Below are 14,296 nucleotides of genomic sequence, written 5' to 3'. Positions count from 1 at the left end.
TTGTGCAAAGTTACTAAAAAGATGAGAGATGTCATATGGGGATGAGAGTTTTTTTGTATTTTTGCAATTGTAATAAATAAAAGCACCAATCATGAAGTATTTGACTCGCTATGCGTCATTCATATTATTCTTATTCTTGGCTTTATCAGCTGTCGGACAGACCACAAAGTGGCGCGATATGTATAAAGTAAAGAAGAAAGATACCCTTTTTGGAATAGCTAGACAATATGGAATATCAATTCCTGAGCTAATGAATGCCAATCCCGAAATGAAGGTAGAAGGCTACTCTCTCAAGAAAGGAGATTATATATTTATTCCTTATTCTGCTCCGGAAGCGGCAACCGCCAAACCTACTCAGCCGGTAACGCAGGCTAAATCTACTGTGAAACAAGCTGTTGGGCGCACCGTGAATATTGGTGTGATGCTGCCTTTACACGATGTTGACGGTGATGGTAGACGCATGGTTGAGTATTATCGTGGTGTCTTGATGGCATGTGATAAGCTGAAGAAGGAGGGTATTTCCACCTCTATCCATAGTTGGAATGTAGCTATTGATGCTGATGTAAGAACAGTATTGTTAGATGATAATGCCAAGAAATGCGATTTGATATTCGGTCCTTTGTACACGAAACAGCTCAAATCGTTGGCCGAATTCTGTACACGTAACGATATTAAATTGGTCGTTCCGTTCTCTATTAGTGGCAATGACGTGGAGGCATATAAGCAGGTCTATCAAATCTATCAGAGCCCGACGAAGCAGAATGATGCTGCTATCAAAGCCTTTTTGGAGCGATTTCCGCACCATCATGCTGTCTTTATCGATTGCAATGATACCACTAGTCGCAAGGGAATATTCACATTCGGGTTACGTAAACAGTTGGATCAACGCGGTATCAAGTATAATATTACGAACTTGAAATCGAGTGAAGAGATGTTTGCCAAGGCGTTTAGTCGTACAGAGCCCAATGTTGTTATTCTGAATACTGGTCGTTCGCCGGAGTTGAGAGTGGCACTTGCCAAACTTGATGGTTTGTCTGTCAGTTATCCACAGGTACGAGTTTCTATGTTTGGATACACGGAATGGTTGATGTATGTGGACTATTATCTGCCGTCATTTTATAAATATGACACTTATATTCCTACCACATTCTATTATAATCCTGTTGATAGTCAAACGAAAGAGGCTATAAATAATTATACGCGATGGTTCCATGCGAGTATGCAGAATGCGTTGCCTCGCTTCGCATTGACAGGTTATGACCATGCTTCTTATTTTGTTCGAGGTCTGTGGAGATATGGAAAATCCTTTATAGGAAGTAAATCCCAGAATGTATATAAGGCTATGCAGGCTCCTTTGTATTTCAATAAGGTGGGCAATGGAGGTTATATGAATGACTGTTTCCAATTGATTCATTATACTGTTAATCAAACTATTGAGAGCATCAACTATTGATATGAAGAACCGTTATATCCGTTTGGTATTTGTAGGTGCAATGCTCTTGACGGCATCTTTTGCCCACGCTCAGGTGGGAGAGTACCGTAATGACCTTTCTGTCGGAGTTAATGGGGGCTACGTGATGAGTCAAGTAGGCTTTACTCCCAAAGTGAATCAGAAGTGGCTGGGAGGTATGACCGGTGGTTTATCTATCCGTTATAAAAGTGAAAAATACTTTAGTACGATTTGTTCTATTGTGGCAGAAGTGAACTATTCTCAGGTAGGTTGGAAAGAAGATATTTTGGATGTAAACGATAAACCGGTGATAAATGCCACCACTGGAGTAGCCGAAGAATACAGCCGAACACTCTCTTATGTGCAGGTACCTGTGTTTGCCCATTTGGCATGGGGGCGCGAAACGCGAGGCGCACAGTTCTTTATTAACTTGGGACCACAGTTTGGTTGGCTGCTTAGTGAGCGTACTCAGATGAACTTCGACTTCGCTTCAAGGAATACCAAAGACCGTGTTAGCTCAGTAGTAGCGCAAGATACGATGGCCGTGGAGCATAGTTTCGACTATGGAATTGCTGCGGGCGCAGGTTTGGAATATAGTATTCCTGCCGTAGGACACTTTGCGTTGGAGGCCAGATATTATTTTGGACTGGGCAATTTATACGGTGCTTCAAAGAAAGATTACTTTGCTAAATCTAATCTAAGTAATGTTGTGGTAAAGATGACTTACTGGTTTGATATAGTTAAAACCAAGAAAAACAAAAATAAAAAATAATCACTTAAATTCTTAATGACTTATGTTTGAAAACCAACCTAAAGGACTTTATGCTTTAGCATTGGCTAATACCGGCGAAAGATTCGGTTATTACACCATGCTAGCTACCTTTGTACTCTTCTTGAAAGCCAACTTTGGCTTCTCAGCAGGAACGGCCGGTTCTATCTATGCTGCCTTCCTCGCATTAGTGTATTTTCTTCCTTTCATTGGTGGTATCCTTGCCGATAAGTTCGGTTATGGCCGAATGGTGAAGATAGGTGTGATGATTATGTTTGCCGGATACGTGGTTTTAGCTATGCCACTAGGCGCAAATGTCATTGCAATTATCGGTATGGCAGCCGCATTGTTGATGATTTCGGCTGGTACCGGATTGTTTAAGGGAAATCTGCAAGTAATGGTGGGTAACCTATATGATGACCCTCGCTATTCATCTCAGCGCGATTCGGCTTTTTCTATCTTCTATATGGCCATCAATATTGGTGCGCTCTTTGCTCCTTCTGCTGCCGTTGGTATCATGAAGTGGGCTCAGAACAATCTCGGTGTAGGTGTTAATGATAGTTATCATTTTGCTTTTGGAGTGGCATGTATCTCATTGATAGTTTCTATCCTTATCTATTATGGATTCAGAAGCACTTTTAAACATGTAGAAGGAAATGGTACAGTACGTACTTCTGAGGCTAAGGATGAGGTTGTAGAGTTGTCACCCAAGGAAACCAAAGACCGTATTACGGCTCTTATCTTGGTGTTTGCAGTCGTTGTATTCTTCTGGATGGCTTTCCATCAGAATGGTCTTACGTTAACCCTTTTTGCCGATGAATTCACCGTGAAGAGCACTACCGGTGTTGAAAGTATGTTCTTCGACGTATTTAATTTGGTATTGGCTATCGTGATGGTGTATGGCTTATTTGGTCTCTTCCAATCTAAAACAAGTCGTGGAAAAGGCATTGCCGGTGCTATAGTTGCTTTAGCTGCTGCCGGTTTGGCATGGAAATATGCTCATATATCAGGTTCAACAGAGATTGATGCTCCTATCTTCCAGCAGTTCAATCCATTCTTTGTGGTTGCTTTGACACCTGTAAGTATGGCACTATTTGGTTGGCTAGGTCGCGTAGGTAAGGAGCCATCTGCTCCTCGTAAGATAGCATACGGTATGTTGGTAGCTGCTATTGGTTTCATGATTATGACGGTTGGGTCTGTCGGTCTTCCTTCTCCAGCGATGCAAGCTGCTAACGGTGCTACACCCGAAACATTGGTATCATCCAATTGGCTCATCTCTACCTATTTGGTATTGACATTCGGTGAACTTCTGCTTTCACCCATGGGAATCTCTTTTGTCAGCAAGGTTGCTCCTCCAAAGTACAAAGGTATGATGATGGGAGGATGGTTTGTGGCTACCGCTATTGGTAACTATCTTACCAGTATTCCTGCCTTATTGTGGGCCCATGCGCCTCTGTATGTGGTTTGGGGATTGCTTATTGTGCTCTGCCTGTTGGCATTTATCTTCATGCTTGCGATTATGAAGAAGCTTGAAAAAGTGTGCTAAGCAGCATTTAGAAATATAGAAAAGCGGTGCAACTTGTTTGGGTTGCACCGCTTTTGTTATGTATTGATGTTCCTAATCATGCTATATCACCATCTTACCATGTCGCTTTTAGGATATCTATACTTTTTATTGGATTTACTGCAGAGGCATGGCAACATTGCTGTTTAGTCTCTGCAGTTTCGCTGACTCAGCCTTGCAGCAATCTTGCTACGGCCTTGCAGTGGAGTCGTAGATAAGTGCACAGGATGACGAGTGGATGAAGTTCGAGTGAGAAGTGAAGTTTTATGAGTAAATAAAGAATAATAAAAAATCCCCTTCACAGATGGCTTTGTTCCATTCCATGAAAGGGATTGTTTTATAATATTGTTATCTTACTTCTTTATATTGGCTTTTTGTAGGCCATATCCTTTCTTTTTATCGATGGCAATGAGCACCAACGATGTAATAATGGCAGCGATACCGAAGCCGGTGAAGATACTCATGGAGGTGGTATAGCTTGGGTCGCTTCCGTTAACTCTTCCTATCCACATTGGAACCAAGGACAATCCTATATTCTGGATGTAGAATATAACGGCGTAAGCACTTCCCAAATACTTCAAAGGAATAATCTTTGGGACGCTTGGCCACATGGCAGATGGTACCAAAGAGAAGGCAATACCTAGAATAATCATGATGATAACGGCAAACCAACCGTATGGCATGATGTGGGTAGCAAAGATGAGATGTACGCCTGTTAGCATAGTACTACCGATCAACATCAGTGTGGCACCTTTGCCTACCTTATCATATATAGAACCGAATAGGGGAGTAAGGAAGATGGTTCCAAATGGAATCAAGCCGGGAATGATACCGGCCCATTCCTCTTTTACGGCATAGTTGGCAACCATTAGCTTGGTAGCAAACTTCAAGAAGGGGAACACACCGCTATAGAAAAGGAGGCATAAGATGGTAATACACCAAAAGCCGGGATTGGTAAAGATAAGTTTCAAATCGCTGAAATGGAATGATTCGTCTTCGCTCTCTACAGTGTTTTCTGCATTATATGCAGCTGTCGATGCATCTAGTTTCTTGTCCATGATGTTGTAAACCAAGAATGCCAGCAGACCAATGATTAAGAGTGCTGCGCCTAAGAGAATGGGAGCACCAATAGAATTGCCAAAAGCCTTGGCAATAGGGAGGCTTCCCATCATAGCAGCCGCAGTTCCTAGACGAGCCAATGCCACCTGTAATCCCATGGCTAATGCCAACTCGTGACCGGCAAACCATTTCGTCATAATCTTAGAAACGGTGATTCCGCAGATTTCACAGCCAACTCCGAAGATGGCAAAACCGAGTGAAGCGATAGCCGCCGACATCGGTAATGAGAAGTTGACAAAATCGAGTGTGAATTTGGTATCGCCGAAATCTCCAGTGATTCCGTAGTATTTGATGAATACACCGGCAACCATGAGTACGCATGATAAGATTCCGGCAAATCTGATTCCCATCTTGTCGAGGATGATACCCCCGAAGAATAACATGAGCAGGAAGACGTTGATGAGACCGTAAGAGCCGGCAAAGAATCCGTAATCATCGGAACTCCAACCTAGTCCACCAGCCGATGCTGGCTTGGTAAGTAGTACTTCTAGAGGTGACATAACGTCGGTGATGAAGTATCCCATCATCATTGTGAAGGCTACGATGAACAAGGCTGTCCATCTAGCACTGGCACTGTCACTCAATTTCTTTTGTATTTTTTCGACCATTTTTATTGATATGTATTATTATTTTTTCAACCATTTATCCAACCAACTGAAGAAGGTACGCTGCCAGAGAATACCGTTTTGTGGCTTCAATACCCAGTGGTTTTCATCGGGGAAGATGAGAAGTTCGGCCGGGATGCCGCGCATACGGGCTGCATTAAATGCTCCCATACCTTGATTAGCATTGATTCGATAATCTTTTTCACCGTGAATGACGAGGATGGGAGTATCCCATTTGTCGACAAACTTGTGAGGACTGTTGTCATAAGTCTTCTTGCCATTGGCAGTAATATCCTTGTTCCAAGGCGCACTCTCGTATTCCCAATTAGAGAACCATGCTTCCTCGGTATCGGTATACATGCTTTCGAGGTTGAAAGCACCGTCGTGTGCGATGAACGCTTTGAATCGTTTGTCGTGGTGACCGGCCAAATAGAATACCGAGAAACCACCGAAGCTGGCTCCTACGCATCCCAATCTGTCTTTGTCAACATAAGGTAAGTTGGTGGTAGCATCGTCAATGGCGCTGAAGTAATCGTTCATACATTGACCGGTCCAATCGCCACTGATGTCCTCGTTCCATTTGCTTCCAAAGCCCGGAAGTCCGCGTCTGTTGGGGGCAATAACAATGTACCCGTTGGCTGCCATGATTTGGAAATTCCAACGATAGCTCCAAAATTGGCTTACCGGACTTTGTGGTCCACCCTCACAGAATAATAGAGTGGGGTACTTCTTTGTGGCATCGAAGTGTGGCGGAAGTACTACCCAAACGAGCATATCTTTGCCATCGGTGGTCTTCACCCAGCGCTGTTCTGTCTTGCCGAGTGCCAATTGGTCGTATATATGCTTATTTTCAAAAGTTATTTGACTAACAATTGCTTTCTTCTCTTTGCCCGGTTTCACCAAGAAAAGTTCGTCGCCATTCTGGTGAGAGTGTCTGCTTGCTAAGAGCATATTACCGTTGTTGGCTAGTTGTATGCTTCCATAGTCAAACCAACCGTCGGTAAGTTGTATCACTTTTCCCTCTAGGTTAGTCTGATATATCATTTCTGTGGCATGCCAAATACCGAGGAAATAAAGTGTTTTTGAGTCGTTATTCCAGCAGTAATCGTCTACATTGGAGTCGAAACTCTCCGTTACGTATTTCTTTTTTCCGGTTGCCAAGTTGTATACGCATAGGCGGTTGCGATCGCTCTCATAGCCGTTGTGCTCCATACTTTGCCATGCAATGTATTTGCCATTGGGCGAGAATTTTGGGTTGACATCGTAGCCTACATTCATATCTGCATCTTGATGATTCACCGCTTGAGTCTTCATCGTCTTGGTAGCATCAATCTTTGGCTCGACATAACCGACTGGTTTGCAGATGTTTTTGGTCTGCTTAGTCTCTATATCGTAAAGATATATGTCGGTATCTGTGGAGATTGCGTATTGTATTCCCTCTTTTTTTCGAGAAGTATAGGCAATGATTTTAGAGTCAGGACTCCATGCTATTTGCTCTATTCCACCAAAAGGAGCAACCGGACTTTCGTAAGGTTCGCCCTCCATGATGTCTGTTCCATTGTTGATACCGGCCTCTGATACCTCTGCAAGGAATGGATGAGCAATGCTTTCTACGTAATGATCCCAGTGGCGATAGTTCATATCGGTGACCAATCTACCTGTAGCTTTGGGTAAATCATCAGGATTCTTTTTGATGGTTCCGTAGTAAGGAATCGATTTGATGAGCACCACTTTCTTGCCATCGGGGCTAAAACGGAAGCCCTCAATGTCTATAACTGAGTGTGATAATTGCTTGCGTTCGCTTCCATCTGCCTTCATACTCCATATCTGACCGGCTCTTAAGAAGGCTATTCTTTGGCCGTTTTCAATCCATGTAGCATCGCTTTCGCTCTTGTTATCAAGTGTAAGTTGTTTCTTGTTCTTGCCATTTATGTCTGCAAGATAGAGTATTGTATGACTCTTATTCTCTTTTACACTGTAATAAGATACTTGATATACTATTTGTTTTCCATTCGGAGAAACCTGTGAACCACCTATTCTGCCCATGGCCCAAAGTGCTTCCGGAGTCATCAAGTCGGATTGTAAAGTGATGTGATGTGGCCCTATGATACTCTGTTCTTGGGCTTGGCTCTGTGTTGATACAGTGAGCATTGTTGCCATTGCTAGTCCCACTATTCTGTTCATATTTGTTGTTATAATGCTAAAAGAGCCACTAACTTTCTTCTTTTTCCGAATTCGAGTTAGTGGCTTCTGTGTTATTTATAATCCTTTTTTCTTTCTATTGAGTTCTTCTTGCTTACGTCTGGTTTCTTCTTGTTGCTTCTGTTGCATCTCTTGCAAGGCTTGGAGTCTGGCAGCTAAGCCTCCCATTTTCTTCTGAGGATTCGCTAGGTTCTCCTTATAACGTGTTTCCAAGAGTTGAAGAAGTTTCTCGTCGTTGGTCGTTTTTCGCAATGCCCACATGATAGCAGCACTGAAGAAGAGGCTGACGAAGTAGTAGAAATTCAGTCCGGCACTATAGTCGTTGAACATAAAGAAGAAGAATAGAGGCATCAGATACATCATGTATTGCATCATCTTCATCTGTTCAGCCTGCTGACCTACCATCTGATCGCGCTGTTGACGCATTGTCATCCAAGAGTAAAGGACGTTGGCTATGCAGAAAAGAATACAGGTTAAGCTCAAGTGATCGCCTATCAACCAAAGATTATTGTTCCATTCGAAGATGGGATCGTAGGTACTTAAATCTTTAATCCATAAGAAATTCTCACCTCGTAATTGGATAGCGTTCGGCACAAAGTTGAACATTGCAATCCAGATAGGCATCTGTATCAGCATAGGAAGACAGCCTGATAGTGGGCTTACCCCATACTTAGAGTACTCAGCCATCATGGCTTGTTGCTTTTGCATTTGGTCTTCCGGCTTGTCATATTGCTTGGTTGCCTCGTCCAATTTCGGTTTCAACACACGCATTTTGGCTGAACTCATGTAGCTTTTCTTCACCATCGGGTAGGTAATAACCTTTAGCAAGAGGGTTATCAGTATCAATACGATACCCATATTGATATTGAGTCCGGTCAGGAAATCGAATACATAGAGGGTAAACCAGCGGTTGATGATGCGGAAGAGTGGCCAGCCTAAGTAAACCAAGCGTTGTAGTTGAAGATCCTTACCAAAGGTACTTTCTTTTTCAACCTTTTGTAATAGCCTGAAATCATTGGGACCGTAATAGAACTCAAACTCCGATGCTTGATTACCTTTGGGGTCGAAGAAAGTCTTCAATTTAGCTCTATACTGCTTCAAATATCCGCTTTCTTTCTCTTGGGGGATACTTGTCATCAGTGAATTTGCCGCAAAATCATTCTTCGCAATCATTACGGCTGAGAAGAATTGATTCTTAAATGCCACCCAATCTGTTTTGTCTTCGATACTCTCATCAATCTTTTCTTGGGTTTCATTCAAGTAATCTGTGCCTCCATCTACTTTGTGATAGGTGAGGGTAGCGTAGCGATTCTCGAATGTGAAACCGCGTTCTTGCTGGCGGCACATGTCTTCCCAAGTCACATCCATAGTTGATGTGTTTGGGGCAAATAGGCCTGCCATGCCACTCACACGCATCTGCATGCGTAGCAGATAATCTTTGCCAAGTGTATAATTGATAGTAATAGCCTGACCACTATTGGCACTAGCGGTGAATGTAACAGTAGAATCTGTTACCTGACTTGGCTGGAAATACAAGTCTTGCGTAGCAATATTGGTCTGTTTGGCCGCCAATGTATAATTCAAACTTTGGTCTTTCCCATCGAAGATAGTCACGTTTTTGTTACCATTACGATCTGAGAAATTCTTGATAACAGCTTTGGTTACGGTGGCTCCCTTCGTATTGAACGATAGTTCTAGTTTCTTGTTTTTGAGGACAACAGTGTGTGCTTCACCCACTAATGATTCGTGGAAAAGAGCTGTGGTATCGGTTAGTGCTGCTTGTTTCTCAGCAGTCTGTTGGGCTTTAGACTTAAATTCGGCAGCCTTCTTTGCTTCCTCTTGTTTTGCTTTTGCGATGGAGTCTTGTACGAATGCTGCTCTCTGTTCCTCTTTAGAAGGCTGGCTCCACCAACTGAAGCCTATCAGTACGAGGCCTATTAATACAAGTCCTATTACGTTATTGCGATCCATTATTGTTTGTTAGATAATGATAGCCAAGTCTCGTAAAATAACAATGGGACTTGGCTATCGTATGAAATGTTTAGTGTTTCTTGCTTTCGCTAGCCGTTTTAATGAAGTCTACAAAGAGTGGATGTGGCTTTAAAACGGTCGATTGATATTCCGGATGGAACTGCGTACCGATGTACCATTTCAGTCCTGGAATTTCTACTATCTCTACCAAGTCGCTTTCCGGATTCTTTCCAACACACATCATGCCGGCCTTTTCGTACTCGGTCAGATAGTCGTTGTTGAATTCATAGCGGTGGCGATGGCGTTCCTGAATATGCTCTTGTTTGTAAATATCGAAGACACGAGAGTTTTGTCGCAGTTTACAATCGTATGCACCAAGACGCATAGTACCACCCATATTGGTGATATTTTTCTGCTCTTCCATGATGTCGATAACGTTATGCTCGGTCTTCTCGTCCATTTCACGGCTGTTAGCATCGCTATATCCCAATACATTGCGAGCAAACTCAATCACCATCATTTGCATACCTAGGCAGATACCAAATGTAGGAATGTCGTGGATGCGAGCATAGTGAGCAGCGATAATTTTTCCTTCGATACCACGTTGACCAAATCCCGGACATACCATGATACCATCTTGACCTTCCAAGAGTTCGCTGATATTCTCTTCGGTTATCTTCTCTGAGTTGATAAAAGTGAGTACGGTCTTGCGGTCGTTGTACGTACCTGCCTGAGAAAGGCTTTCGCGTATGCTCTTATAAGCGTCTTGCAAGTCGTATTTACCAATCAGGCCGATGTGTACTTCTTCGGTAGCTTTGTTCCTTCTTTCAAGGAATTCTTTCCACGGACCGAGCGTAGGTTTCTCACCGACAGGCTCGCCTATTTTGCGAAGGATGGCTGCATCGAGTCCTTGGTTCTGCATATTGACAGGTACTTCGTAGATACTTGGCAGATCTTCACTCTGAATAACGCAGTCGAAATCTACGTTACAGAAGCTTGCAACTTTCTTTAAAATGCCTTCTCCGAGGTGTTTCTCGGTTCGTAAAACCAATATGTCGGGTTGAATACCAATGCTCTGTAGTTCTTTTACTGAGTGCTGGGTAGGTTTCGTCTTCAATTCTCCAGCCGCCTTTAAATAGGGGACGTACGTCAAGTGTACGTTGATAGCATTCTTACCAAGTTCCCATTTGAGCTGTCTGATGGCTTCCATATATGGAGCACTTTCGATGTCGCCGATGGTACCACCAATCTCTGTAATGACGAAATCGTAATGGTATTTTTGGCCAAGCATCTTCACATTGCGCTTGATTTCGTCGGTGATGTGGGGCACAACCTGAATGGTCTTGCCTAAATAATCACCACGACGTTCTTTGTCGATGACAGCTTTGTAGATTCTACCTGTAGTAAGAGAGTTGGCCTTAGTGGTTTGAATGCTGGTATAACGCTCGTAATGTCCCAAGTCCAAATCGGTCTCCATACCATCCACTGTGACATAGCATTCGCCATGTTCGTAAGGGTTTAGCGTCCCCGGGTCGATGTTAATGTACGGGTCGAACTTTTGAATTGTGATGTTATATCCCCTTGCTTGTAGAAGTTTACCAATAGATGCAGAGATGATACCTTTGCCTAATGATGATACCACTCCGCCGGTTACGAAGATGTATTTTGTCTCAGCCACGATGTTTGGTTTAAATAAAAATGTTCAATGTGCAAAATTACAACAAAATAATGAACCCTCCAAAACTAATCAATATTAATAATTCGGCATTGTGTTCTTGCATACCTAAATATTTATTTTTTCAGAGCTAGTGTATAGGTTATATGAATTCGACGATTTTACATTATTTAATCAAGGCAAGGGTATCCTACCCATTCTATCATTGAGATTAGGGCTGCCAAACTCTCTAATAATCTGATCTTGAAATAATCATATACATATTATGTTCGTTGGACTCACGTTGTATTAGTTTACATTTTCAATAAAGGTCACGTCTTTAATAAAGAACTTAGTCGTACTGCAAATATCCGGTACAAAGTACACAAGCACCTTCTTCAAGTCATTTGCAGTTGCAGCACGATCACTTTTTCCTTCTTTTATTTTATTCAAATCAAAAGTGAATGTTTTCTCAGCCCATTCGGTTGTTGCAGCAATATGCTTGATAGTATTAGTTGTTCCGTTTTCGTAAAACCACAATTTCTCGCCCATGCAAGGTATTACCCCTAGTTGAAGTTCACTTGCCATACTGGCTTTCACCTTAAACTTTAAGGTATATTTTCCTGCTTTAGCTGCATTTTCTTGTGTACAATAATAAAGTGTACCATTATGCCATGCACCATCTTTACGAACTAATGACATAGCCGATTCCGTATTATCGAAAGCAATTATCGCGTTATCTTTAAAACTTGCCTGTGTAATAACTGTATTCCAACCTTCTACACAAGTCTGCTTCTCTTTTTGAGCAGTTAGGGTTGTAGAAGTTGAGAAAGTTCCTTGTGCAGACGAAATCAATTCCACAGGTACTATAGGGTCTTTCTCTAACTTACCGGTTTGGTCGACATCAGTATTCCATCCACTTGTAGTTACATCAGTAGAGACTGCCACGACCTTTTTCTCTGCATCAATAGACAGGGTAAACTTAGTACTACCGCCTTGTGTAAGAGTCTTATCTTCTGCAGGTTTATACCTATAAACGGTTGAACCTACAGCTATTTTGAACATTTCACTACCCGAAGTAAATGTTTGTGCGGGAACTACAGCCCAATATTCTTGTGACGATTCTGAAACTTTCCACATTTTAATAGAGAGAGCTTCACCACTTGTAGCGAACTTATTAGTAGTGTGTGTCCATGTTATTGTTGGCTGTGCTTTAACAGTAATACTAGTAGCATCAGACAATGCGTCACCTACTAGTACCACCTTTACCAAAGAAAGTCCATGATTAAAGGTAAATTTTACAGCTGTACCTGTAGCACTAGACTTGGCATACAAGAAATCATTAGCTTCAAAATCGGTTTGTGAAGTTTGATTGGTAACTGTAAATGCCACAGTACCATCAGCATTTGATTCGGCATAAGGGTAATAAGCATAAAAATTACCAATAGCTGTTGCATCTGTCCATGTAATCTCATTTCCTTGATTTGCAACGGTAAGACTGCCTCCATCGGTAGCATTTACGTTATACTTAACGTTAGTAGCTGTCGCGCCACCAGTAGCGTAGATACCAAGCAAATCGCCATCTTTGAATTGGGTAGAACCGTCTGAAGTGCTTACCACTGTACGTGTAATTGGATTACTGTTTACAAAGAAACTAACTTCCTCTCCATTGCAAGCAGGCGTAAACTTCTCATCGCTATTGTTACAAGCAGAGAATACTGCAATAGAGACAATAACCGTCATCAATAATTTTTTCTTCATGATAATGTAGATTTTAGTTTTAAATATTTTAATGTGAGTCCAACGAAATATCTATCATTTCTGATTTGAAGAATAGCTAGATTAATTGCTACTTTATGGCATTAGATATTAAAGAATTGCAAAGAAATCATCACTATGTTTAATGAAAGCAAAGTTACTGAAAAAACATTTATAGCGGATGAATTCTTTAAGTTATTTGAGCAAGTAATAGAAAAATGTGCTATTTTAACTATCAAAAACGGAAATATTACTATGAATCCATGGAATAGTCAATGAAGAATTGAAGAATATAGCATAGGTGAAATATTCAAGGTACAGGTATTTCCGGATGTGTTTCTTCATCTTGTCTTATACCGTATTTACATCGTGTATACACTTTCTTGTAATTGCTTTTTATTTATCTATGAATGTTAATTTACTATCTTCATCCAACGTACAAATATTAGGTTTGGCAAGCGCATATTCAAGGAGTCTAGTATTCTTTTCTATAATTATTGAAGATGAGCATTCTTATATTGGATAATTACTTACGATGCACTACCATAACCCTATTGATAGCCAGGAAATTACGTTTTAATCGGTACCTATATGGCTCACAATGATATGACAAATGAACTCTGCCCTTCATATCGTCCGATCATCCGTAATTTCCTCTCCCTCTCTGTTCCTTTTCCTCGTTCCATCAATGTCGCTGTATTTGAACGTTGTTCTAATTGCAAAATCGCGATATATAAGCCAGTGGAAATAAAAAACGGGAAATAAATTCCCGAATCGCCTTCCCATTTGACGGAAAAGTGTCAAGGCCAGCATAAATTCTTTGTCCTAAATGCGTGCTCTAAGTCACAATATGTATTATCTTTGAGCAAAAAAATTAATAATCCTCAAATGTAGGCTTATGAGAATCGTATGTGCCCTTGACGTGCACAAAGATAGTGTCTTTCCGAGACTGACAGGGGCTTTGTCAAGAACCATGATGACGAAATACTCTCCCAGCGGACTGCGCTTGACGGCGAGGGTCTTGATCTTGCCGTCGTAGGGCCTGCTCAACGAGAATTTGTATCGCTTGCTTATTGGAAAATCCACACTAATTTGACCCACGCTGGCAAAGTATCTTAGACCCAGTAAAACGATTTATTATTGACCCACTAAATGCCCTGGTCGGGTGGGTCATTTTATTTCGCTATTACTTGGTAATATTCTT

General features: G+C 41.7%; 8 protein-coding genes. 3 read left to right on the top strand and 5 right to left on the bottom strand.

Going from position 1 to position 14,296, the window contains the following annotated elements:
* Positions 1-91: 91 nt before the first annotated feature.
* The 3 genes from AC1EK4_RS06650 to AC1EK4_RS06640 are packed head-to-tail and all read left to right on the top strand — an operon-like array spanning position 92 to position 3,765.
* Entirely contained in the window at positions 92-1,453 is a 1,362-nt protein-coding gene (locus AC1EK4_RS06650; RefSeq protein WP_480357535.1) for an amino acid ABC transporter substrate-binding protein, read from the top strand.
* A 1-nt stretch (position 1,454) separates the two neighbouring features.
* The gene (locus AC1EK4_RS06645; RefSeq protein WP_480357532.1) at positions 1,455-2,222 is read left to right on the top strand and encodes a porin family protein; all 768 of its coding nucleotides are present in this window, start codon (positions 1,455-1,457) and stop codon (positions 2,220-2,222) included.
* Positions 2,223-2,244: 22 nt separating this feature from the next.
* Positions 2,245-3,765: a peptide MFS transporter gene (locus AC1EK4_RS06640; RefSeq protein ID WP_480357530.1), complete on the top strand. Its 1,521-nt coding sequence runs from the start codon at positions 2,245-2,247 to the stop codon at positions 3,763-3,765.
* Positions 3,766-4,136: 371 nt separating this feature from the next.
* Here the strand turns inward: AC1EK4_RS06640 and AC1EK4_RS06635 are convergent, their stop codons facing one another.
* From AC1EK4_RS06635 to AC1EK4_RS06615, 5 genes are all read right to left on the bottom strand, one after another.
* Positions 4,137-5,510 carry an MFS transporter gene (locus AC1EK4_RS06635; protein WP_036900651.1) on the bottom strand — a complete coding sequence of 458 codons (1,374 nt, stop codon included), beginning with the start codon at positions 5,508-5,510 and terminating at the stop codon, positions 4,137-4,139.
* Between the two features lie 18 nt (positions 5,511-5,528).
* Positions 5,529-7,691, bottom strand: a complete 2,163-nt coding sequence (gene dpp5 / locus AC1EK4_RS06630) for a dipeptidyl-peptidase Dpp5 (RefSeq protein WP_480357527.1) — start codon at positions 7,689-7,691, stop codon at positions 5,529-5,531.
* A gap of 75 nt (positions 7,692-7,766) precedes the next feature.
* The gene (gene yidC / locus AC1EK4_RS06625; RefSeq protein WP_480357525.1) at positions 7,767-9,680 is read right to left on the bottom strand and encodes a membrane protein insertase YidC; all 1,914 of its coding nucleotides are present in this window, start codon (positions 9,678-9,680) and stop codon (positions 7,767-7,769) included.
* Positions 9,681-9,750: 70 nt separating this feature from the next.
* The gene (locus AC1EK4_RS06620; RefSeq protein WP_480357522.1) at positions 9,751-11,358 is read right to left on the bottom strand and encodes a CTP synthase; all 1,608 of its coding nucleotides are present in this window, start codon (positions 11,356-11,358) and stop codon (positions 9,751-9,753) included.
* Positions 11,359-11,643: 285 nt separating this feature from the next.
* On the bottom strand, positions 11,644-13,095 hold the full coding sequence (locus AC1EK4_RS06615) for a fimbrillin family protein (RefSeq protein WP_480357520.1): 1,452 nt from the start codon (positions 13,093-13,095) through the stop codon (positions 11,644-11,646).
* Between the last annotated feature and the right edge of the window lie 1,201 nt (positions 13,096-14,296).

Source organism: Prevotella sp. C0026C3, from assembly GCF_056590795.1.
Note: the sequence above shows the minus strand (reverse complement) of the source record. Positions and strands in the feature narration are given on the sequence as shown.